The organism is Bradyrhizobium sp. 31Argb (genome assembly GCF_043638955.1).
GTDB lineage: Bacteria > Pseudomonadota > Alphaproteobacteria > Rhizobiales > Xanthobacteraceae > Bradyrhizobium.
Map to the genome: position 1 here is coordinate 1 of NZ_JBEGDB010000126.1, position 22,829 is coordinate 22,829.

At 64.1% G+C, this 22,829-nt stretch carries 19 protein-coding genes and 1 pseudogene; 10 read left to right on the forward strand and 10 right to left on the reverse strand.

Annotated features, from left to right (window positions below; all coding sequences use genetic code 11):
* Positions 1–408 precede the first annotated feature (408 nt).
* Positions 409–963 (reverse strand): DedA family protein, encoded by a 555-nt coding sequence (locus AAFX91_RS23045; RefSeq protein ID WP_282527180.1) that lies wholly within the window; start codon positions 961–963, stop codon positions 409–411.
* A gap of 340 nt (positions 964–1,303) precedes the next feature.
* On the opposite strand from AAFX91_RS23045, the gene AAFX91_RS23050 reads away from it, so the two are divergent.
* Entirely contained in the window at positions 1,304–1,525 is a 222-nt protein-coding gene (locus AAFX91_RS23050; protein WP_130582182.1) for a hypothetical protein, read from the forward strand.
* An 11-nt stretch (positions 1,526–1,536) separates the two neighbouring features.
* The gene (locus AAFX91_RS23055; RefSeq protein WP_245476651.1) at positions 1,537–1,941 is read left to right on the forward strand and encodes a hypothetical protein; all 405 of its coding nucleotides are present in this window, start codon (positions 1,537–1,539) and stop codon (positions 1,939–1,941) included.
* A 30-nt stretch (positions 1,942–1,971) separates the two neighbouring features.
* On the opposite strand, the gene AAFX91_RS23060 is transcribed toward AAFX91_RS23055, so the two are convergent.
* The 3 genes from AAFX91_RS23060 to AAFX91_RS23070 form a co-directional block, all read right to left on the reverse strand.
* The gene (locus AAFX91_RS23060) at positions 1,972–2,529 is read right to left on the reverse strand and encodes a GNAT family N-acetyltransferase (RefSeq protein WP_394568004.1); all 558 of its coding nucleotides are present in this window, start codon (positions 2,527–2,529) and stop codon (positions 1,972–1,974) included.
* A 6-nt stretch (positions 2,530–2,535) separates the two neighbouring features.
* Positions 2,536–4,884 carry an Orn/Lys/Arg decarboxylase N-terminal domain-containing protein gene (locus tag AAFX91_RS23065; RefSeq protein WP_394568006.1) on the reverse strand — a complete coding sequence of 783 codons (2,349 nt, stop codon included), beginning with the start codon at positions 4,882–4,884 and terminating at the stop codon, positions 2,536–2,538.
* Between the two features lie 106 nt (positions 4,885–4,990).
* The gene (locus AAFX91_RS23070) at positions 4,991–6,142 is read right to left on the reverse strand and encodes a DJ-1/PfpI family protein (protein ID WP_394568007.1); all 1,152 of its coding nucleotides are present in this window, start codon (positions 6,140–6,142) and stop codon (positions 4,991–4,993) included.
* 257 nt (positions 6,143–6,399) lie between these two features.
* On the opposite strand from AAFX91_RS23070, the gene AAFX91_RS23075 reads away from it, so the two are divergent.
* Positions 6,400–6,789: a hypothetical protein gene (locus AAFX91_RS23075; protein WP_394568008.1), complete on the forward strand. Its 390-nt coding sequence runs from the start codon at positions 6,400–6,402 to the stop codon at positions 6,787–6,789.
* A gap of 187 nt (positions 6,790–6,976) precedes the next feature.
* Here AAFX91_RS23075 and AAFX91_RS23080 read toward each other — a convergent pair.
* Positions 6,977–7,418 (reverse strand): annotated as a pseudogene (locus AAFX91_RS23080) (cupin domain-containing protein).
* Positions 7,419–7,481: 63 nt separating this feature from the next.
* Positions 7,482–8,036: a PAS domain-containing protein gene (locus AAFX91_RS23085; protein WP_394568009.1), complete on the reverse strand. Its 555-nt coding sequence runs from the start codon at positions 8,034–8,036 to the stop codon at positions 7,482–7,484.
* Positions 8,037–8,798: 762 nt separating this feature from the next.
* On the opposite strand from AAFX91_RS23085, the gene AAFX91_RS23090 reads away from it, so the two are divergent.
* Complete coding sequence (locus tag AAFX91_RS23090) at positions 8,799–9,803, forward strand: acyl-CoA desaturase (protein ID WP_394568010.1); 1,005 nt, start codon at positions 8,799–8,801, stop codon at positions 9,801–9,803.
* Here the strand turns inward: AAFX91_RS23090 and AAFX91_RS23095 are convergent.
* A complete protein-coding gene (locus tag AAFX91_RS23095; RefSeq protein WP_394568012.1) occupies positions 9,761–10,690 on the reverse strand; it encodes a class I SAM-dependent methyltransferase in 930 nt (309 codons plus the stop codon). The genes AAFX91_RS23090 and AAFX91_RS23095 overlap by 43 nt on opposite strands.
* A gap of 434 nt (positions 10,691–11,124) precedes the next feature.
* Here AAFX91_RS23095 and AAFX91_RS23100 point away from each other — a divergent pair, with 434 nt between their 5' ends.
* Entirely contained in the window at positions 11,125–11,922 is a 798-nt protein-coding gene (locus AAFX91_RS23100) for a rhomboid family intramembrane serine protease (RefSeq protein ID WP_394568014.1), read from the forward strand.
* A 199-nt stretch (positions 11,923–12,121) separates the two neighbouring features.
* Positions 12,122–12,550, forward strand: coding sequence for a CBS domain-containing protein (locus AAFX91_RS23105; RefSeq protein WP_394568016.1), 429 nt, complete (start codon positions 12,122–12,124; stop codon positions 12,548–12,550).
* Between the two features lie 3 nt (positions 12,551–12,553).
* On the opposite strand, the gene AAFX91_RS23110 is transcribed toward AAFX91_RS23105, so the two are convergent.
* Positions 12,554–13,591 (reverse strand): patatin-like phospholipase family protein, encoded by a 1,038-nt coding sequence (locus AAFX91_RS23110; RefSeq protein ID WP_394568017.1) that lies wholly within the window; start codon positions 13,589–13,591, stop codon positions 12,554–12,556.
* A gap of 226 nt (positions 13,592–13,817) precedes the next feature.
* Here AAFX91_RS23110 and AAFX91_RS23115 point away from each other — a divergent pair, with 226 nt between their 5' ends.
* The 4 genes from AAFX91_RS23115 (at position 13,818) to AAFX91_RS23130 (ending at position 19,647) form a co-directional block, all read left to right on the forward strand.
* Positions 13,818–14,882: a hypothetical protein gene (locus tag AAFX91_RS23115; RefSeq protein WP_394568018.1), complete on the forward strand. Its 1,065-nt coding sequence runs from the start codon at positions 13,818–13,820 to the stop codon at positions 14,880–14,882.
* A 161-nt stretch (positions 14,883–15,043) separates the two neighbouring features.
* A complete protein-coding gene (locus AAFX91_RS23120; protein WP_394568019.1) occupies positions 15,044–15,508 on the forward strand; it encodes a hypothetical protein in 465 nt (154 codons plus the stop codon).
* Between the two features lie 389 nt (positions 15,509–15,897).
* Complete coding sequence (locus tag AAFX91_RS23125) at positions 15,898–18,366, forward strand: bifunctional diguanylate cyclase/phosphodiesterase (protein WP_282527173.1); 2,469 nt, start codon at positions 15,898–15,900, stop codon at positions 18,364–18,366.
* A gap of 66 nt (positions 18,367–18,432) precedes the next feature.
* Positions 18,433–19,647 carry a lipase family protein gene (locus AAFX91_RS23130; protein ID WP_394568020.1) on the forward strand — a complete coding sequence of 405 codons (1,215 nt, stop codon included), beginning with the start codon at positions 18,433–18,435 and terminating at the stop codon, positions 19,645–19,647.
* A gap of 236 nt (positions 19,648–19,883) precedes the next feature.
* Here AAFX91_RS23130 and AAFX91_RS23135 read toward each other — a convergent pair whose 3' ends face one another.
* Both AAFX91_RS23135 and thrS read right to left on the reverse strand, forming a co-directional pair.
* Positions 19,884–20,447 carry a nitroreductase gene (locus AAFX91_RS23135; RefSeq protein ID WP_130583431.1) on the reverse strand — a complete coding sequence of 188 codons (564 nt, stop codon included), beginning with the start codon at positions 20,445–20,447 and terminating at the stop codon, positions 19,884–19,886.
* Between the two features lie 95 nt (positions 20,448–20,542).
* On the reverse strand, positions 20,543–22,588 hold the full coding sequence (gene thrS / locus AAFX91_RS23140; RefSeq protein WP_394568021.1) for a threonine--tRNA ligase: 2,046 nt from the start codon (positions 22,586–22,588) through the stop codon (positions 20,543–20,545).
* Between the last annotated feature and the right edge of the window lie 241 nt (positions 22,589–22,829).

Below are 22,829 nucleotides of genomic sequence, written 5' to 3' on the forward strand. Positions count from 1 at the left end.
GAACCGCCGGATACGGACCCGTACGTCCGGTGGTGTGGGAGGGGCGAAGCCGCGAGGCTTCCCCCTATCCCGATTCGCTTGTGGAGAGGTGGATTGCTTCGCTCCGCTCGCAATGACGCCGTCGTCCTGGTGAAGGCCAGGACCCATAACCCACGGGCCTTTGTATGTGCTCCGCTGCAACCGCTTGCTCGCACCACAACAACTCCCTGTGGTTATGGGTTCCCGCCTGCGCGGGGACGACAGCGGTACAAGCTGTAGGGTGGGCAAAGCGACTTGTCCGCCGTAGCTCAACGAGCGAAGGCGGAAGCGTGCCCATCATCGCGAGCACGGGACCGGATGGTGGGCACGGCGCAAGTGCGCCTTTGCCCACCCTACGGTCTCAAGCGCAAGCGCTTGCTCGCGCGCCGCTCACCGCCAAACCCGCTGCAGCACATGCTCCCACAGCCACGCCCACGCGATCCCGCCGATGTCGCCGAGCTGCAGCAGCACCGCGACCCAGACAAACGCCGAGACGAAATTCGCGATCTGGAACGGCTGCTGCGGCATCCGCAGCATTCCGGCGACGATCGGCACCGAGGCGCGCAAGGGGCCGGAGAAGCGGCCGATGAAGATCGCGAGCACGCCCCATTTCTTGAGGAAGGCCTCGCCGTGCACCAGGAGATTGGGATGCCGCGAGAACGGCCACATCCTGGCGATCGCATGATCGAACTTGCTGCCGATCCAGTAGGACAGCCAGTCGCCGAATGCAGCACCGAGCGCGCCGGCGGCGAGCATCGGCAGGAAGGCGATGCCGCCGGACCTCATCATCATCCCGATGCCGACCAGCACAGCCCAGGCCGGCACCACGAGCGAGAGGAAGGCGAGCGATTCCGCGAAGGCAAGCGCAAACACGATCGGCGCCGCCCACGCGCGGTGATCCCTGACGAACTCGACGACATGCCGGGCGGATTCTTCGAGGGACATCGTACCGCCGCTTCCGATCCGCCTTCGCCGATACCACCACTCAGCCCGGGATTTTCCGGCGAATTGCGCACGCCCGACACCGCGCGCTGCGTCGAGGCGCTGGAGAGCCGATCAAGGCGGCGCATCCCGAAATGTCGCCGTTCATCAAGCCACAAATCCGTCACCACTATAAGGCGGTGCGCAACATCAGGTTCGACGGTGGCTAAAATTGAGGCTATCATGCCGACGTGCGAAAGCGAAAGATGCAGGCCAGCATTCACGACTTTGCGCTGGCGCAGCCGGAACTTTCGCCCTAATCTCTCATTAGTTTTGCAGTTTCATCCAGCAAGGGAGTGCGGGGATGGCGACGCAAATCGTGATGGATCACACTGGCGACAGCCGGCACAATTTCAATCCCGCCGACGAGAAGGCCCTGCGCGAAGCGCAATTGCGCTTCGACGCATTGATGAAGAGCGGTTACACCGCTGCGGTGCGGGACGTGTCGGGACAGCCGACCGTGGTCCGTTCCTTCGATCCGAACGCCGAAGAGACGCTGTTCTATCCGCGACTTGTCGGCGGCTAGGCCGGTCCATCATGTCCGGCAGGCTGTCGCGGGCGTTCGCCGAGGCCGCGCGGCTCTCGCGCGCGGCTTGGCGGCGGTTCGTCGAATATTGCGTACTGGATGACAGCCAGTCGCGCGGTCTGGCGCTGCTGAAGGAATGGCTGACGCCCGAGCAGCTCGTGCAGTATGAGACGAGCGGCTATTTCGACGTGGTCGGCTGCCACTCTGGCAGACGCTACCGGATCCGCCACGGCACCGGCATGAACATCTATGAATTGGACGAGCTCGGCCGGTTGCATGCGGGCTGGTGTTTCGTGCCTCGGGACACGCTGGTGGCGGGTGACGTCATGCTGGCGCAAAAAATCGCGCTCGAGGCCAACGAGCGCTCGGCGCTTGCTGTGGCGCGAAGCTTCCCGGTCCGCTGGCGGCCGACATAGCCGGGCTGTCGCTGCTTAGCGTCGCGGCTCTTACCGTCGCGACAATGGGGCTGGCGGCGGGGGCGCGGTGGTGCCGGGGCCGAGCGAGCGTTGCACCATCGCGGTGTCGGCCCAGCGGCCGAAGCGATAGGCGACGCCGGGCAACAGCCCGACCCGGGCAAAACCGAAACGCTCGTGCAGCGCCAGCGAAGCGGCGTTGTCGCTGTCGATATAGCCGATCATCTGGCGAAAGCCGGCGGCCGCGCACGCGTCGATCAGTTCGCCGAGCAGGAGGCGCCCGATGCCGCGGCCTACCTGGTCGTGACGGACATAGATCGAATGCTTTACCGCATAGCGATAGGCCGGCCGCTTCCGGAACAGCACCACATAGGCATAACCGACCACCTCACTGTTGCGGGTCGCAACCAAATGAGGCAGGCGATGGTTGCGGAAATTCTTGCGCCGGTCGCGGAAATCGTCCGGCTCCGGCACCCCGCTGTCCTCGACGCTGTCGTCGACGCCGCGCCGGATGTGGCGGCGGTAGATCGACAGCATGGCCTCGACATCGGCCTCGCGCGACGGCCTGACGATGATCCGCTCTTCGTTCATCGGCCGTCACTCGGAAATCACGTAGGTGAACAGGCGCACGCGCCCCGCCTCGTCGATCTCCTTGTAGACGCCCTGGATCTCGACCTCGAAGCCCGGGAACGCGTTGAACGATGCCTCGAACATCTTCAGGTAGTCGATCATCGGCCGGGTCTGTTCCGACAATCGTTCACCCGGCACGATGGTGGCGATACCGGGCGGGTAGACCACGAACGGGGTTGCGGCAATGCGGCCCGAAATCTCGCCGATCGGGAGATAATCGACGTCGTTGCGCACGAGGTAGCGTGATGCTTCGCGTGGCGACATCGCAATCTCGGGCAGGTGCTCGGGCAGGAACTGCTTGCGCTGCAGCGCGCTCACATCGGCTGCGCGGAAGAAGCGGTGCATGTCGCCGCAGAGGTCGCGCAGGCGCACGCCGGCATAGCGGGCAGGCCTGCGGCGGAAGAATTCGGGGATGACGTCCTCGAGCAGCGCATTGTCGTCATGCAATTTCTTGAACGCGACGAGCCCCGAGATCAGCGTCCCCGCCTTGCTCGCCTCCACGCCGGGCGTGAGCAGGAAGAGCAGGGAGTTGAGGTCGTTCTTCTCGGCGACGATCCGGTTCTCCCGCAGATATTGCGCCACCACCGGCGCGGGAATGCCGTGGTCGGCATAGGCGCCGGTGGCGTGATCGAATCCGGGCGTGAGCAGCGTCAGCTTGTTCGGATCGGTCATGGCAAAGCCCGCCGTCATCTCGGGGAAGCCATGCCAGCTATCGCCGGGCTGGAGCTGCCAGAACGCCGGGTTGGTCGCGAGCTGGTCGGTGGAGATGGTTTCCCAGGCGACATTGTGCGCCCCGCCTTCGCGCGCGACATCCGGGATCATCACGCGGTCCGGCACGAACGGCTCGAAGAACCAGCGCCGCTCGGGGCGGGCTTCGTTCTCCTCGAACTCGCGGCGGGTGGCGCGGATCTTCTTGCGCAGCTCGATGCCGAGCCGGATCGTGTCGTCCCACAACACCTCGCCGGAGCGGCCCTTCATCATTTGCGCGCCGACATCGAGCGAGGCGAACAGCGGATAGAATGGCGAGGTCGAGGCGTGCTGCATGAAGCTTTCATTGAAACGCCGATGCTCGACCCGGCGCTTCTGGCCCTTGATGTGGCGGTCGCGGACGTGGATCTGGGAGGCCTGCGAGAAGCTCGCGAGCTGCTTGTGGGTCGATTGCGTCGCGATGATGCCGGGCGCCTCGGGACCGAGGTCGGCAAGGCCCATCGCGAAGCGGCCGGCATAGATCGGATGGAACTTCATGAAGCCGGCCCAGGCCTCGTCGAACAGGATGTAATCGCAGAGATGGCCGATGCGCCTCAGGATCATCTCCGCGCTGTGGATAGTGCCGTCATAGGTGCATTGCTCGACCACGGCGACGCGGAAGGGGCGGGGCCTCTTCCAGGCGTCCTTGTCCTTGACCAGCGGATGGTTGCGGATGCGCTCGCGCAATGCGGCCTCGTCCAGCGCGTCCCAGCGCATCGGCCCGATCAGGCCCCAGGCGTTGCGAACGGTCGGCACATAGACCGGGATGCCGCCGCCGAGCAGCAGCGCGCCGTGGTGGGCGGCCTTGTGGTTGTTGCGGTCGAACAGCACGAGGTCGCCGTCTGTGACCAGCGAGCCGAGCGCGACCTTGTTGGACGTGGAGGTGCCGTTAAGCACGAAATAGGTCTTCTCCGCGCCGAAGATCCTGGCGGCTTCCTTCTGCGCCCGCCCCTCGTGAGTCAGCAGGTCGCCGAGGTCGAGCACGGAATTGTCGAGGTCGTCGCGGAACACGGCTTCGCCGAGATGCTCGACGAACACGCGTCCGATCGGGCTGCGGCTGTAGAACACGCCGCCATTGTGGCCGGGGCAGGTCCAGAGCTGGTTGCCTTCCTCGGCATAGTCGACCAGCGCGCCGAAGAACGGCGTCTTCAGCGTCTCGGCATATTGCTTCAGCCGGCTGATCAGGTTCTTGGCGATGAACGGCGGCGTTTCCTCCGACAGGAACACATAGCCGTCGATGAAGTCGAGCACCTCGACCGGCAGGTCCTCGAACCGCTTGCGGCGGATCAAGAGGATGATCGGGAAGTCGAGCCCGCGCCGCCGCATCAAATTGATCAGCGACGCGGTCTTGCCCTCCAGCCCCTTCTTGCCCCAGTCGACCACCATGCAGCCGATCGCCGCGTCGGTCTGCACCGCGATCTCGGCATCCTCGAGCTTGCGGGCGCGCACGACCTCGAAGCCGGAGCGCTGGATCTCGTCGATGATCTGGTTGAAGCGGATGCCCTCGAGATCCTCCGGATCGAATACGGGCGCCGCGAACAGGAAGGTGAAGCGTCGGAAATAGTCCATCGGTGTCCTCGGAATGGTCCGAGCGAGAAGTCGGCACATTTCGTGACAGGCAGATGACGGTGGACCCAGTGAGGGAAAAATGATGGCCGGGCGGGCCGATGCCGCTTCAATTCGGTGGGCCTTGCCTCGGATATTCGAGCTGCATGGCGACGAAATCGGCCGTTCGCCCGCCGTAGCGTGCCTCGATCCGCTGCAGCGTCTGGTCCAGCGCCTGTGCCGGCGGCAGTGACCCGACCGGTTGCAGCAATCGCTCGGCGGGCCACTGCGTCGCGACCTGATCGGGCAGGATGCGCAGGCCGTTGCGGCTCGGCTGTGCCTCCGCCGTCGCGGCAAAGGTCACGGTGCGCGAACGATAGGTCCGCGACCAGGCGTCGGCTGCAAGCGCGAGCGACACTTCGTCGATGCCGGGCGCCAGCGCGATGCCGAGCTGCTCGCGGTTCCAGAAGGCGAGCGTGTTCTGGATCGCTGTGAGCGCGAACGGCCGCGTGAACTGGAACGCGCCGCTGTCGTGGCGGGCATCCCAATGGGGCAGGCCGATGTCGCGGGCGACGGCTTGCGCCTTCTCGCGGCCGGCGATCGCTTCGATCAGCGTGAGCGACATCGGCATCGAAGCCGTGATCCCCGTTGTGGTCGCAACGCCCTGGTCGACCACGATCCTGCGATCCCTGATGTAGTGGATCGCCGGATGCTTCTCGCGCAGGTCTTTCAGCGAGTACCAATGCGTGGTCGCCCGCTTGCCGTCGAGCAATCCGGTGCTGGCGACCACCATGGTGCCGACGCAGACGCCGATGACGATCGCGCCCTTTTCCGCCTGCTGCCTGATCCATTGCACCACGACCGGATCGTCGTCACGGCTCATGGCGGGGACGATGACATAGTCGGCGCCATCAGGATGTTGCGCATCGAATGCGGCGATGGTGGCGTCCGGCTCCACCTTCAGTACCGGAAACAGCGTCACCGGTCCGGGTCCCGTCGCAAGCGTCACCACGTCGGCGACGTCGGCGCGCTTGAGGATGCCGTAGGGCATCAGATAGTCGGTGGTCTCGGTCTGCTCATTGATGCCGACGATCGCGATCAGCGGCCGCTGCCGCTTCGGCGGCTTCAACGCCGCGATGGTGGCGTCAGCCTCCTGGCTTGCGATCGGCGGCATGTTTCCAAGCGCAGCTCGCGAGGGCAGCGTCAGAAGCCAGCCGCCACCAATGATCAAGAAAAGCGCGGCAGCGGCAAGACCGCCCCACGCGAGAAGCCGCCAGTTCATTGCCTGCGTCGCTCTACGAATTCACCTCGCACTCGCTGCGCAACCTATCTTCTCACGCCGCGCCGCGAAATGACGCAGATCCGGCAAAAACCGACACGGGGACAGGGCTGGATCGGTGAACTTCGGTCGAAAGCCACTTGCCGAATTATTCCCCGCGTCAGGCAAACATTGCGAAAAAATTCTTCGTGCTCTCCGGCGGAATAGAACGCGCCGCAGCATGTCCTACTCATGCAAGCTATTTCCGTACAGGAGCTATCATGAAGATCGCATCGATTGGTTTCGCACTCGCCACCGCCATTTCCCTGGCGACGGTCTCCGCGGCGTTTGCTGCACCGCCCACCAAGACCGGCACCACGACGAAAGGAACTGTGCTGACGGACGCGAAGGGCATGAGCCTCTATACCTTTGACAAGGACGCCGATGGCAAGTCTGCCTGCAATGGCCCGTGCGCAACGAACTGGCCGGTCCTGAAGGCTGAGGCGAGCGACAAGGCGGGCGAGGGCTACACCATCATCACCCGTGACGATGGCTCCAAGCAGTGGGCCTACAAGGGCAAGCCGCTTTACACCTTCGCCAAGGACCAGAAGCCCGGCGATATCACCGGCGACGGCTTCCTCAACGGCGCCTGGCATCTTGCGCAACCCTGATGAGGTTGAGCTCGAGATAACGCGAGAGGCGGATCAGCGCAGCATGATCCGCCTTTTGTTTGAGCATGATCTCCGCGCAAACGCTTCGCGTTTGTCGCGAGGGAAAACCGGTATCCGCTTTTCCGGATCATGCTCTAGCTGGCTTGCACGCCTGCCTCCCGTGGGGCGCAAAGAAGTCGGTTGGCGGTTATTTCGTATGCCCCCACGCCTCGTCCCAATCCGCACCAGCCGCGTCGACCACGCGGCCGTCGGCCTCGAAGAACTTGTTCGGCACCTGGAAGATCGCGAGGATTAATCCGCCTTCGGGGCACCAGGCGACGTGGCGGCTGCCGGCTTCGCGCCAGATGAACTCGCCTGCGTTCGCGGCAATGCCCTGCGCCGGGCCTTCCTTGTCGACGAGCGAACCTTCGAGGACATAGGTCTGCTCGATATTGACGTGCTCGTGGTCGGGCAGCACCGTGCCAGGCGCAAAGCGCATCAAGGCTGTCATCAATCCGGTGTTGCGGTCGAACAGCAGCCTTGGCCTCGCAGCCGGGGAAGCGGGTCTTTTGCCACTCCATTTCCTGCGGGCGCACGAGATGGGAATGCGCATCGGCGGTCTGATGCGCCTGCGGCGTCGCAGTGTCCATGGCGTTCCTCCGGTTTCGTTGAACCAAAGGGATGATAGCCGGATCGCGCAGCGGCGTCAGCGGTTACCGCAGTCCCTCATAGACCATGAATCCGCGCGCGATCGCGAGCTTTCGCAGCGCACGCGGCACAAATCTTTCCGGCGGATGAAGATAGCGCCACGAGGTTAGTTTGAAATCGGAGAGCGCGGTCGCGACGCTCTCGAACGGTGCGAGCAGACCGGTGAGGCTCACCGGCACATGCGCGCGGTTGTTGAAGGGGAGCAGCAGCAATTCGAGATGCGCCGGCGTGCCCGCCTGGCTCGAAGCCGTGACGCCGGCGACGGCGGGCAGCATCTCCTCGGCGACAAAGGCGACGATGTCTTCGATCTGGCGGCGGCTCTCACCGGTGAACAGCGCCGCAAAGCTCTTGTCCTTGAGGTCGCGGCCGAGCAGGGCGCAGACGCGCGTGCCGGCGACGCGAAAGGGAAAGCCCGCTTCATGCCCGTAGGCCAGCACGAAAATGTCGCCGAGCCGCTCGCGAACGGCCTCGGGATCGAGGTCGCAGCGATCGGGCGCGCGCGCGTTGCCACGCGTCTTGTCCCAGTAAGCGAAGAATTCGCGGCTTCCCGGATGCTTCATTCAAGAACCTTGCCTCGCGCTTGCCGCGCCGGGACACATCTGTCCCGGTTTTGCGCAAGCGCATTCATTCTCAGTAGTGCAGGGGAACTTTTGCAGCGTCCATGCCGCGGCCATGTTTTCGCAGGCTTTCCGGCGGCTTTGCGGTGTTAACGTTAAATTAACTATGAGCTTGGCGCGGCCCGCATGCCCCTCTACTGTCCGCTCATTCCCGTTCTTGCCGGCTGTTCTCCAGGGGCCGGCGGGTCCGTACACAGGTGGCGTCGAACAATCAGGTCATCGCGCGGGGAGGGGTGGGGATGTGCTCCCGTTCCCCTTGGGCGCGACAAGACCCGACAGCAGCAGAGGGCGGGCCTTCTCAGGGCCCGCCCTCAATGCCTTTCGGAGGCGTTATCTGCTTGATTTTTCCCTGGCTTGGCCTCGACCCTGGGTTCGTGTTCCACCTTGGAGGCGCCGTCGGTGCAGCGCCTCAGGGGAGCAGGTGCAAGACACTGTTGGGGAACGTGAGTGTCTCCACACAACCTGGCAACGAAGGGCCTGTTCCGAATCCGATGCAGGCACTGTCCGCGTTTGATCCTCACTTCCGGACCAGGGCCCACCGAGTTGAGTGATTCGCGGCTTGCGGTGCCAAGCGTCAAGTTGAAGTTATTCTAAGAAGCTGTAGCGCGGACCCGGAACCTGCGACAGGTCGTCGCGAGCACAGCGCGACACCGGCCGGCGGAAAGCGGGGTGACACCGAGCGCGCTTCATGCGAACACTCACACGATGGACACATCGGAGATATATCCTGCCGCTGAGCGCCGGTGGCCGCCGACGATTGTCATTGGCCGCACGGCCAGGGGTCCCGTTCTGCGCATCGAGCTACTGCAGGTCCTGTCGATCTTCAGTCTTGTCCTGGTGGTGATGGGCAGCATCGCCGGCGTATGGTGGTTCTCCGTCCACGGCATTACCTGGTTCGAGCCTTTGCTGTTGCTGTCCGTGACCTTCGTCACCGGCCTCGGCATCACGCTCGGCTACCATCGCTTGTTCTGCCATCGCGCCTTTGTCGCGCGTGCGCCGCTCGCCGCAGCGCTCGGGCTTCTTGGCGCGATGACCATGCAGGGCCAGATCTTGGGGTGGGTCTCGATCCATCGCAAGCATCACCGATACAGCGACCGGCCCGGCGATCCGCATTCGCCGCGCCCGCGCGGAGCCGGGATTGTCGGCGCCATCCGAGGCTTCTTCCAGGGCCATGTTGGATGGGTGATGTCCGACGTCTATTGCGTCTACGTCGACTACGTGCGCGATCTGCGCCGCGATCCGGTCGTTCGCTGGGTTGATCGTTGGTATTGGCTGTGGGTCGCCGCCAGTTGGATCATACCCGGCTTCGTCGGTCTCGCCTGGTACGGGACGGCGGATGGATTCTGGGCCGGCTTCTTCGCGGGCGGTCCGCTGCGCACGCTCTGGCAGCTCAATTGCACCTGGGCGGTGAACTCGATCGCGCATCGCTTTGGCCGACGGCGCTTTGAAACACGCGAGGACAGCCGCAACAGCGCGCTGGTCAACACTCTCACCATGAACGGCGAGGGGCTGCACAACAATCATCACGCCTTTCCGTGGTCGGCAAGCTTCGCGCTCTTCCGGGGCGAGATCGACCCCGGCTATTGGGTGCTGCGCGGTTTCGTGGCCATGGGGTGGGCGTCAAAGGTGCGGGTGCCTGCCCCGCACCTTGTTGCATCACGGGCCGCTCAGCGGACGACCGATCCCTTGCGCTCGAGCACCAAGCGATAGAGCGTAAGGGCGCCGGCGAGATAGGCGTCCAGGCACGTTTTGAGATTATGCATGTAGTCACTCACCATCTCGCGCCCTACCAGCGCAACCAGATCGGCCTCCTGGTTCCGCAGATTCCTTAACCAGGCTCGCAGCGTGTAGATGTAATCGCGCGGTTTTCCTTCGAGATGCACGAGGTCAAACCAGCGTTCGCTGGCGAGCAGCATCTCACTGGCGTGAGGCAAGTTGCCTTCGAGCCAAAAACCGTCGATTCCGCTTTGGCTGATGTGGCGCGACTCGCTGCCGAGCTCGATGTTGCCCCAACCGTTGACCTGGATCGAAGCCCGGCCACCGACCCTGAGCGTGCGAGCGCAGAACTCGAAGAACAGACGGTAAGCCTCGATACGCTGCTGACGATCCGCGGTCTTGCCGGTGAAGTGTTCCATCGCCTCGAGGCTCACGATCGCGTCGAACGGGCGATTCGACTGATAGTCCTGCCAGGCCGAAATCTCGGTCACGAAGTTCCGCGGGGCGTAGCTCCGCACGTACTGGGCCTGGTTGTCGGCAAGCGTCAGGCCGACATAGTCGATGTCTGGCCTGCGCACCATCAGCCGCTTGACGAGGCTGCCCCAGCCGAACCCGACGTCAAGCACACGCTGCGCGCTGTCCGTGCCAGACATATCGATGTGCCAATCGAGCTTGCGCAGTTGCGCCGCCTCGAGCGTGTCGCGATTTCCGGGCTCGTTCCAAATGCCAGCCGAATACGCAAGATTGGGCCCGAGGAACCGCTCGTAAAGTCGCGGCTCGCGGTCGTAGTGGGCCTGAATCTCGGCTTTCGACGCCCCCAGATTGGGGATTGCCGCCGCGGGAGTTTCGAGAATGGTGTCGGTTACGCGAGTGCTGGCCATCACAGCTCCAGGAAATCAGGGTATTCACGAGAGTACCCGAGACTATGGTCGGCTCATACCCCAACCGCAACCGCTTGGCCATCGCGCGCGGTCTGAGCGCTGGTGAAGCCAACGGTCATTGTGCGAAGGCAGCGATCGGCTCCTTGGCCCCTCGGACACAATTTTTTGCCCAGCCGATGTCGAAGGGGCGCCCGTCGCAATAGTCTTTATGAATTTCAGCCGTTTCGGCTTTCCAGATGCGGTCCGTTCAATGGATTTCAACGGGGCCAAGACGGCCGGTTTTCCAGAATCGTCAAATGATTTCAGGGATAGGCTAGCATTCTCAGGGCGCGCCCTTATTCTTTTTCCTTGCCGCTTGTGCACTTGCACAATGCGGCCAAAGCCGCCTATCTGGGCTGATCGCCTATCCGCGCCGCGCTAAGGTTGCCCGTCCCTTGGAATCGCAGTTTGAACCTCCGCATGATGCGCCGCCGGATCGTCCGCACGAGCCGATCCTCACCTTGCCCGCGGCGCTGACCGCCTACATCGCGCCGATCGCGGTCATCCACTTGCGCGTGCTGCTGCCGCCGGAGTGGGAAAACTGGACCATCGACGTCTTCGGTTTCATTCCGAAGCGCTACGATTCCACGCTGCTCAACATCACCTTCCCTGGCGGCGAGGGCGCCAAGGTCTGGACCTTCGTCACCTATTCGCTGCTGCACGCCAATCTTACCCATATCGTCTTCAATGTGCTCTGGCTGTTGCCGTTCGGCAGCGCGCTGGCGCGGCGGTTCGGCGCGTTGCGCTTCTATCTGTTCATGGCGGTCACGGCGGCCGCCGGCGCGCTCGCGCATCTCCTGACGCATGAACATGCGATCGCGCCGATGATCGGCGCATCCGCGTCCGTCTCCGGCACCATGGCGGCCGCGATCCGCTTTGCCTTCGTGAAGGGCAGCTTCCTCTCCTTCAGCCGCGGCGACGCGGAGGCGGCGGCAAAGGTGCCGGCGCTGTCGCTGTCGCGCGCGCTGCGCGATGGTCGCGTGCTCGCCTTTCTCGCAGTCTGGTTCGGCGTCAATCTCATCTTCGGGATCGGCTCGATCGCGATCGGAGCCGACGGCGCCAGCGTCGCCTGGCAGGCGCATATCGGCGGGTTCCTGGCAGGGCTCGTGCTGTTCTCGCTGTTCGATCCGGTGCCGCGGGAACGCCGTCATGCTGCAGATGCGTTGTCGCCTGACGGACCGGACCGCGTCTGATCGCCGCTTGCGGCTCAGGGCGATTTCATCCATCATCGGTTGAAAGTTGTGACGCAAGCTGCCGCCTCTTGCGCTGCATGATGGCCGCGCTTGTTGCCCACCGCGCCGGAAACGAAAACTGCGCGGAACTGTTGATTGAAGACTCGCGAACGATGTCGCGCCTCCTGGTCGGGGCGCGGCAGGGATTCAGGAGGCGGCAATGACGGTACGTTCCATTCTCGATTCCAAGGGCCATCACATCACGAGCGTTACGCCGGACGTCACCCTGACCGATGCGATCAAGACGCTCGGCGAGCGCAAGATCGGCGCCGTGCTGGTCATGAAGGAAGGCGGCATCGAAGGCATCTTGTCGGAGCGCGACATTGTGCGCGTGCTTGGCGAGCGCGGCGCCGGCGTGCTCGAGGAGCCTGTCAGTGTGGTGATGACGCAGAAGGTCGTCAGTTGCCGCCCGTCCGACACTGTTGCCGGCATCATGGAAATGATGACGCTCGGCAAATTCCGCCATCTGCCTGTGCTCGAGGACGGCCGCGTGGTCGGCTTGATCTCGATCGGCGACATCGTCAAGCGCCGGGTCCAGGAATACGAAGCCGAGCAGGAAGCGCTGCGCGACTACATCAAGACGGCCTGAAATCTATTCCTTGGTCTCGTCGGGGACTGCGCCGGAGGCGGTCGTCGTCGCCGGCGGCACCAGGATGTCGATTGCTTCCTGGATCGACTCGATCGCACGCTCGGCGGCACGCACGCCATGCGCGATCAGCTCATCGGCGCGATGGAAATCGAACCAGCCGATCTTGCCGACCCGCGGCGAGATCAAGAGGTCCGGCGGATCGCCGGCGAGCCGCGCGCGCGTGATGCGGTCCTGCATGATGTTGAAGGCGTCCACCATCACGGTCGAGATGCCGGGCCGCGTGCCGCTGCCGAAGAATTCGCGCTTCATGGTGCGCTCGGCCGAGAAAAACTTGCCAAAGCGGCGCTTCGGCGGGACGGGATCCGGAACGACTTCGGGCACGACGGTGGCCTCGGTCGGCTGGCCGTGCGAATAGATCGTCGTGGAATGGTTAAACACGTCGCTTGAAAGATTGGCGGCGATCACGATCTCCGCGCCGAACGCGCGCGCCGCCGATACCGGCACCGGATTGACCAGCGCACCGTCGACCAGCCAGCGGTCGCCGACCAGCACGGGTGCGAAGATGCCGGGCAGCGCGTAGGAGGCGCGCATCGCATCGACGACGCGGCCGTGGGTCAGCCAGATCTCATGGCCCGTGCGCACCTCGGTCGCGACGCTCGCAAACTTCACCAATAGATCCTCGATCTGGGTCTGGCCGATCGCGGATTCCAGTTCGGCGGCAAGCTTGCTACCGCCGATCAGGCCCGAGCCGTTCAGGCGGATATCGAGATAGCCGAAGATGTTGCGGGGCTGCAGGCTGCGCGCCCACGCCTCCAGCGTATCGAGATGGCCGGCCGCGTAGGCGCCGCCGACCACGGCGCCGATCGACGTGCCGACCACGACATTCGGAACGATGCCGTGGGCGATCAGCGTCTTGACGATCCCGATATGGGCAAAACCGCGTGCGGCGCCGCCACCCAGTGCCAGCCCGATCACGGGCCGCCGCTGGGCGCCAAGGCCTAGCTTGTCGGAGCCATCGGCGCTCTTCTGGCTCCGGCCCATCCAGCTATCCAACACTCTGACTTCTCCTGCCGCCGCGAGATTAGGCTCCGCGACGAGGCGCCGCCAGAATCGTTCGCATGCATGGTTTATGCCCTAGCAGCATAGCGCGTAGGGAGGGATTGTGACTTGAGCGCGACCACCACGTGGGGGTCTGGGTTCCATAACCGCAACCCGTAGGGCGATGGAGGCTTGAATTTGCCGTGTTTTCGTTGAAAAGCATCGTTCCATGACTGTTTGGGGCGATCGCATCGGACGATGCGGGCGGGGCGTGCTGCTTCTCCCGGTGATTTGGCTTGCCATAGCCCTGGTTTTGGCGGTTCCGAGCGCCGTTTCGGCGCAATGGTTTGGTGAGCGGCCGCCCCCGGTACCGCCGGCCGCGGTTCCCGATGCCGGGCCCGCGATCAACCTGGCGCCGCCTTCCGGTTCGGGATCGGCACCGAGCCTGCCGGCTCCATTGACCCAGCCGACGATCATGCAGCCCTCGACCGCCACGGCCCCGCCGGCCGGGCCGCCGCCGGGGGCGCAGACTGCGAACCAGGCGGTGCTCGCGCTGACCGCCCGCTATGGCAAGGATCTGCCGGTCATCAACAATGGCCTGGTATGGCGGGTCTTTGCCGACAAGCCGGACGACAACGGCACCTTCAAGCTGATCCGTGAGGACCGCGGCGCCACGCCCAACATCGTGTTGCCGCCGGGCAATTACGTCGTCCATGTGGCGCTCGGCCTGGTCAGCGCCGTACGCGCCGTGAGCCTGAAGTCGGAGACCGATCGCCAGTCCTTCGTCCTGTCGGCGGGCGGCCTGCGGATCGAAGGCCGGGTCGGCTCCAGCAAGATTCCGCCGAACCAGATTTCGTTTGCGATCTACAAGGGCAGCCAGTTCGACGGATCGGACCGCAATGCCCTGATCCCCAACGTCGCCGCCGGCGACGTCGCGCTATTGCCGGAGGGGACCTATTACATCATCTCCAATTACGGCGACGCCAACTCGGTGGTGCGTTCCGACATCCGCGTCCAGGCCGGCAAGCTCACCGATGTCACCGTCAGCCATCGCGCGGCCGTGATCACGCTGAAGCTCGTCAGTGAGAAAGGCGGCGAGGCGCTGGCGAATACCGCATGGTCGGTGATCACGCCCGGCGGGGACGTCATCAAGGAATCGATCGGTGCATTCCCCCGCGTCGTGCTCTCCGAAGGCGAATACCGCGCCATCGCCAAGAACGAGGGCAAGGTGTTCGAACGGCCCTTCAACGTCGTCAACGGCGTCGACGGCGAGGTCGAAGTCATCGCGCGCTGAACGCCAGTTCGTTTAGAACGATCTTTAGAATTCGAAGCCTTGATGTTAGACGTCAACACGGCCGAGATTACTTTGGATATTCAGGGGAGCCTAATCTCCGTTATGCGGAGTAGGCACGCATCGGCAGAGACAATTGTCCTGGCGGGGCGCAGGAGGCAGCGATGGAACCGGAGCGATATTTTTCTGGAACTATCACTGTTATTCTTGCCGATGGATCGCGTTTGCCTGCCAGAGTCACTGCAGATGAACTCTTCGAGGCTGGTAAAGAGATTCATAGAATCTCCTTGGAGCAGGGTGGCGAAGTAAAAACGGCTGAGTCCGAAGAGGACTTTTTTGAAGCGTTAAGACAGCTCCGGCTGGATCTGGAAAAGACCGGCGCATTACTCTATTGCTTCGGTGCCAGCGAGAACGTCTATCCGTCCGGGATGCAGAAATCGATGGGCCCGGCGATATTGGCGTACAAGATGCGTCTGGGCGCTCCGGCTCTACAACGAGATATCGTCAATATCTTTAAAGCTGACGAAACTGTTATTCCATCTACCGTAGAGCAGCAGGAACGCTTTCGTCAGCGATGGATAGAAAGCCCATTGGGCTCCGCGATAAGCCCAAATGAGGCAAAGCGCTGAGCCGGCGCGAAGTGTCGGGCGATCACGCTGAACTACGATAAGTTCGGGTCGGTTAGCGGAGCGGGTGCCGTTGTTCGACATCCTGCAGGCGCGCCACCTTGGACGCGTAAAATTGTTTGCGACTGTCATAGTCTCTAACGCGCACTAACCAAGATCTGACTTTGAACTGTCATAATGGCGCCGGCGCCCCGTCGCCCGTGCAATCTTTACATTGCTTTAAGCGAGCCTGATTTGGATGCGGGCGGGGACTGGAGCATGAAATCGGACAGGGGAAGCCGGTTTTCCCTCGCGACAAACGCGGAGCGTTTGCGCTGCGATCATGCTCGAATGTGAAGTGAGGTCGTGATCCGATCTTCGTCGGACCATGATCTGGTGGTTCGGGGCGCGTCATGAGTGCGGCGAAGAAGTCGTCGGGAAAATTCAACACAGAAATGTTCGGCGACGTCCCGGTGCTCAAGCGCAAGTGGCAAGCCGCATTGCGTCCGGGCGACAGGTTGCCCCACTATGAGGACGTGATGCTCGGCAGCCTCGGCAGGCTCGCCGACCACATCGTCCTGCTCAAGGAAAGGGGCGGCGCGCTCGCCGTTTCGCAACCCGGCCGCTACATCCAGCAATGGCTGAATGACGACCGCTGGGACATGACGCTGAACGAGCTTCCGCCGGATTGCGCGACCGCGCTCGGCGAAGCCGCCGCCAACGCGGCCCTCAATGACCGGCCCTATCTTGCCACGGCGCATTGCGTGCGCGACGGCCTGGTCCGCACCTATGACGTGCTGGCGCTGCCGACCTCCTCCCGCTGGGGCGGCACACTGATCGGCGCCTACGTCAACGAGCGCGGCGCTCAGTACAATCTGCTCGATACGATTTTCGCGGCGACCGATGAAGGCGTGCTGTCGCTCGCCGCCATTCGCGATCCGCGCGGCGAACCGTTCGATTTCCAGATCATCTATCTCAACCAGGGTGCGGCGAAGCTTTTGAAGCGGCCCGAGCACGAGCTGTTGTGGCAGAGGCTCAGCACAGGCGGAAACCTGCTCGGCGCGGCCGATGTGACCGAGCGCCTGCGCGAGACTGTCCGCACGACCAGCGGGACCCAGTTCGAGATCGAGAGCGAGGACCGCTGCCTGCGGCTCGCCGTCACGGCGTTCGGCGACATGCTGTCGCTGACCTTGTCCGATGTCACGGCGCTGAAGCGGCGCGAGGTCTCCTTCCGCCTCCTGTTCGACAACAACCCGATGCCGATGTGGGTGTTCGACGCCGCCACGATGGAATTCCTCGGCGTCAACGACGCGGCGGTCCAGCATTATGGCTATCCGCGCGAGAAATTCCTGAGCATGAAGTTGCGCGAGATCTGGCCGGAGGACGAATGGGCCTCCCACAGCAAGGCGCTGCAGGAGATCGGCGACGTCTACCATTCCAGCCGCGACTGGCGGCACATCAAGGCGGACGGCAGCGAGATCCATGTGCTGACTTTCGGCCGCCGCGTTTCGTTCGACGGCCGCGACGGCTACCTCGTGGCCCTGGTCGATATCACCGAGCGGCGCAAGGCCGAGGCCCGCATTGCCTACATGGCCCACCATGACGGCCTGACCAATCTGGCGAACCGCGATTTCTTCCAGGACCGCTTGCGCGAGGCGCTGCAGCGGAGCAAGCCGGGGGGCAAGCGCGTCGCGGTGCTGTGCGTCGACCTCGACCTGTTCAAGAACGTCAACGACTCCTTCGGCCACGCGATGGGCGACCGGCTCCTGAAGCAGGTTGCGGAGCGGCTCACGGCCGACATCACCGGCGACAATCTGGCCGCGCGGCTCGGCGGCGATGAATTCGCGATCGTGCTCTCTGATGTCACGCCGAACGAGGCTAGCGACTTCGCCGAACGCCTGATCGGGACGCTGAGCGTGCGCTACGACATCGACGGCATCGAGGTGGTGGTCGGCGCGAGCGTCGGCATCGCGCTGTCGCCGGGCGACGGCACCAGCTCGGAAGAATTGATGCGCAACGCGGACATGGCGCTCTATCGCGCCAAGTCGGACGGCGGCGGCGTGCATCGTTTCTTCGAGCACGAGATGGACCGCCAGGCGCAGAAGCGCCGGGATCTCGAGCGCGACCTGCGCCAGGCCTTCGCCAATGGCGAATTCGAGCTGCACTACCAGCCGCTGGTCGACATCGCCTCCGACAAGATCAGCGGGTTCGAATCGCTGCTACGCTGGCGCCATCCGGAGAAGGGCATGATCTCGCCGGCCGAGTTCGTGCCGGTCGCCGAAGACATCGGCCTGATCGTCCAGCTTGGCGAATGGGTGCTGCGCGAGGCCTGCTCGGAAGCGATGAAATGGCCCGGCGACATCAAGGTCGCCGTCAACCTGTCGCCGGTGCAGTTCCGCAGCCGCAATCTGGTGCAGGCGGTGATCTCGGCGCTGGCGCATTCCGGTCTGTCGCCGCGACGGCTCGAGCTCGAGATCACGGAGTCCGTGTTCCTGGCCGAGACCGAAGCCAATCTCGCGATCCTGCACCAGCTCCGCGAGCTCGGCGTCAGCATCTCCATGGACGATTTCGGCACCGGCTATTCCAGCCTGAGCTATCTGCGCAGCTTTCCGTTCGACAAGATCAAGATCGACCGTTCCTTCGTCAAGGATCTGGCGCGCCGCACCGATTGCGTGGCGATCGTGCGCGCAATCTCCGGCCTCGGCCGCAGCCTGAACATCACCACCACCGCCGAGGGCGTGGAGACGGTTGATCAGCTCGACTGGCTGCGCGCCGAAGGCTGCAACGAAGTGCAGGGCTTCCTGTTCAGCGCAGCGCGGCCGGCGGACGAAATCGCAACGCTATTGGCAGGCTTTGCCGGGCGCGCATCGAGGGCGGCCTGACGCCGTCTGCGGCGCGGCCGTCTCCGCCGCAAATTTGTCGGCTCGCGGCGATATTGGGCGCGGGCCATGACCATCGCTCGCGTAATCCGGGTCGCCTTGCTGCCGCTTCTGCTTATGCGTGCGGGCACGCCGCTCGAAGCCTCCGCTCAAGAGATGTTTGCCGGCGTCACGGTGCGGGCGCCCGATGCGTTCTATGATCCGCCGGCGCAGGTGCCGGATGAACCAGGCGCGCTGCTGCGCAGCGAGCCGCTTCGGAACGTAACGCTGCCGGCCGGCATGCGGGGCTGGCGCATCCTCTATACGACCACGGTGAACGACACCACGCGCGCAACCGCCGTCGCGACCGTGTTTGCGCCGATCGATCCGCCCGCGGGTCCGCGTCCTGTGATCGCCTGGGAGCACGGCACGACCGGCCTGCAGCAGAAGTGCATGCCGTCGCTGATATCGGCCCCGATATTGGGGATTCCGGCGCTCGATCGGATCGTGCGAGCAGGGTGGGTGATCGTCGCCACCGACTACTCATTCGCCGAGAGGGGCGGTCCGCATCCCTATCTCATCGGCGAAGGCGAGGGGCGCGCCGCGCTCGACTCGGTACGTGCCGCACGGCAGATGCCCGGGCTGACGCTCGATGCGCGCACCGTTGTCTGGGGCCATTCGCAGGGCGGGCATTCGGCGTTGTGGACCGGCATCATCGCTCCACGCTACGCGCCGGAGATCGAGATCGCAGGCGTCGCGGCAATCGCGCCGGCCGCAGACTTGCGGAACATCCTTGCCATGAACCAGGGGGTCGACAAGCGGCTCGGGCCGTATGTCGCGCTGTCCTATAGCCGCTTCTATCCCGACATCAGCTTCGAGCAGGCGGTTCGTCCCGAGGCGCTTGCAGCCGCGCGCGAGATCGCGGGCCTGTGCGGGTTCCTCCCAGCGGAGGAGCCAATGCGGGCAGCGGCGCTCACCGCGACGTTCGAGGGGCCGACATTGGCCACACGCAGCAACCCGGCGCTTTCGGCAAGGCTCGCGCAGAACAGCGCCCACCACCCGATCGCGGCGCCGGTGGTGATCGCGCAAGGAGCGGAGGATGACGTGGTGCCGCCGGCGGCGACCGCAGGCTATGTCGAGGAGCGCTGCGCCGCCGGCCAGCGGCTCGAATATTGGACCTTCGTGAGGCTGGACCACGGCATGGTGCAGCCGGGCTCAAAGCTTGAGGCGCCGCTCTTGGCATGGACCGCGGCACGCTTCCGAGGCGAGCCGCCGCCAAAGGGCTGCACCCGCAAGTCGTTCTGATGTCCTGTAGAGCTTGAACTGCGTCCGCGCAGAATACTGCGCTCCCTCTCCCGCAAGCGGGAGAGGGCTGGGGTGAGGGTGTCTCCGCGATGGGACTTTCCGTGTGGAGAGAGCCCTCACCCGGCGCTTGGCCATAGCCGAAGCTTCGCTTCGGCGTATCTTTAGAACGGCCGCCAAAGGCGGCCTACGCCTCCCCCGCCTGCGGGCCCGCAAGCGGGGGAGGTGGGAAGACCGCGCTAGAACCGCGTGACGATATCCGACAGCGCCGGCCGCGGGCGGTCTTCGCTCGGCTTGGTTGGCTTGCCGATATGGATCAGGCCTGCGAGCTTCTCGTCGGGCTTCAAGCCAAAACCATCGAGCACGTCGCGGTCGAAGACGAACCAGCCGGTCAGCCAGCAGGCGCCATAGCCGAGCGCGGTCGCGGCGGTGAGGATGTTCATCGCGCTGGCGCCGGCCGAGAGCTCCTGCTCCCACGGCGGCACCTTCGGATGCGGCTTGGTGAAGCTGACGATGCCAATCACCAGCGGCGCATCGGTGAGCCGCCGCTTCTCCACCTCGATGTCGGCCGCCGGCGCGCCCGGGTTCTTCTTGGCGAACACGCTCGCGATCACGTCGCCGGCGCGGTTGCGCGCCTCGCCTTCGAACACGATGAAGCGCCAGGGCGCGAGCTTGCCGTGGTCCGGCACGCGCGCGCCGACCGTCAAAATGGTCTCGAGCTCGGCCGGCGAGGGGCCGGGCCCCGTCATCTCGCGCGGCTTCACCGAGCGGCGGGTCTTCAACAATTCAATGGCGTCGGGCACTGCAGCTTTCCTCAAACTAGCGGGTCGCGGGCATTCTTGCCACGAGATAGGGTCGAATGCCCGCGACCGGAAGCGAGTTTAGACGGATTAAAGCATCAGGACAGCGACTTCACCCGCTTGATGTCCGGCGGCGTCGCCTCGTCGACCAGCGCGGCGAGCGCCTCATCCGTCGGCATCACGGTCTGGCGCTCGCTGCCGAGCCGGCGGACGGAGACCGAATGGGTCTCGGCTTCCTTCTTGCCGACCACGAGCAGCGCCGGGATCTTCGCCAGCGAATGCTCGCGGACCTTGTAGTTGATCTTCTCGTTGCGCAGGTCGATCTCGACCCGCAAGCCGGCGCGGCGCGCCGCGGCCACCACCTGCTTGGCATATTCGTCGGCGTCGGAGGTGATGGTGGTGACGACCACCTGCACCGGCGCCAGCCACAGCGGGAAGTTGCCGGCATAGTGCTCGATCAGGATGCCGATGAAGCGCTCCATCGAGCCGCAGATCGCGCGGTGCACCATCACCGGCGCCTTCTTCGAGCCGTCATGGTCGATGTAGAACGCGCCGAACCGCTCCGGCAGGTTGAAGTCGACCTGGGTCGTGCCGCACTGCCAGTCGCGGCCGATGGCGTCGCGCAGCACATATTCGAACTTCGGGCCGTAGAACGCACCTTCGCCCGGATTGATCTCGGTCTTGATGCGGTTGCTGCCCTTGGCCTTGATCTCCGACAGCACGGTCGCCATCACGCGTTCGGCATGGTCCCACATCGCGTCGGTGCCGACGCGCTTTTCCGGCCTCGTCGAGAGCTTGACGGTGAGTTCGCCATCGAAGCCGAAATCGGCGTAGGTCGACAGGATCAGGTCGTTGATCTTCAGGCACTCGTCGGCGAGCTGCTCCTCGGTGCAGAACACATGCGCATCGTCCTGCGTGAAGCCGCGCACGCGCATCAACCCGTGCATCGCGCCTGATGGCTCGTAGCGGTGCACGATGCCGAATTCGGCCAGCCGCAACGGCAGGTCGCGATAGCTCTTCAGACCATGCTTGAAGATCTGCACATGGCCCGGACAGTTCATCGGCTTCAGCGCGAACCAGCGCTTGTCCTCGGCCTCGTCGCCGGCGGACTGCGCCGCGAACATGTTCTCGCGATACCAGTCCCAATGGCCGGAGGTCTCCCACAGCACCTTGTCGAGGATCTGCGGCGCGTTGACCTCCTGGTAATCGCCGGCGAGGCGGCGGCGCATGTAGGCGATGAGCTGCTGGAAGATGGTCCAGCCCTTCGGGTGCCAGAACACCACGCCCGGACCTTCTTCCTGGAAGTGGAACAGGTCGAGCTCGCGGCCGAGCTTGCGATGGTCGCGCTTTTCGGCTTCCTCGATCTGCTTCAGGTAGGCGTCGAGTTCGTCCTGCGTCGCGAATGCCGTGCCGTAGATGCGGGTCAGCATCGGATTGTTGGAATCGCCGCGCCAATAGGCGCCCGCGACCTTCATCAATTTGAAGGCGTTGCCGATCTTCCCGGTCGAGGTCATGTGCGGACCGCGGCAGAGATCGAACCAGTCGCCCTGGAAGTAGATCTTGATCGGCTCGTCACCGGGAATGGCGTCGACCAGTTCGACCTTGAACGCCTCGCCCTTGTCGCGGAACACCTCTTTCGTCTTCTGACGGTCCCACACTTCCTTGGTGAAAGGTTTGTCGCGGGCGATGATCTCGCGCATCTTCTTTTCGATGCCGGCAAAATCTTCCGGGGTGAACGGCTCGTTGCGGAAGAAGTCGTAGTAGAAGCCGTTCTCGATTACGGGGCCGATCGTGACCTGCGTGCCCGGCCACAGCGACTGCACCGCTTCCGCCAGGACATGGGCGCAATCATGCCGGATCAGTTCCAGCGCACGCGCGTCGTCGCGCGAGACCAGCTCGATCTTGGCATCCTCGGTGATGGGATCGTTGAGGTCATACAGAACGCCATCCAGCGCCATCGCCACCGTGCGCTTGGCCAGCGAGGGCGAGATGCCCTGGGCGATATCGAGCCCGGTGATGTTCCTGGGGAATTCGCGTTTCGCCCCGTCAGGGAAGGTGAGGGTGACTTTGTCCACCGGCTGCGCGGGTTTGAGGTTGCTGAGGCTGTACTGGAATCCGGACTCGGACTTGTGGTCGTCGGACATGTCATTCTCCTGTGGCTCACTCCTGCGAACGAGCGCAGGTAAGCGGAAAGCAGCGATATAGCAGGGGATTCGGCCGGCGCAATCCGGCAATATCAAGAAATCGGCGAGGAATCGGCCTGATCCGATCAGATTGAAATGCAACCGCGATGAAGCTGCGCTCCTTCCCCGCTTGCGGGTAGGGCTATCGCATATGGGCGAGGGCGCGGAGAAGGAAGTCGTTGTTCCATCTGGCCTGGAGCAT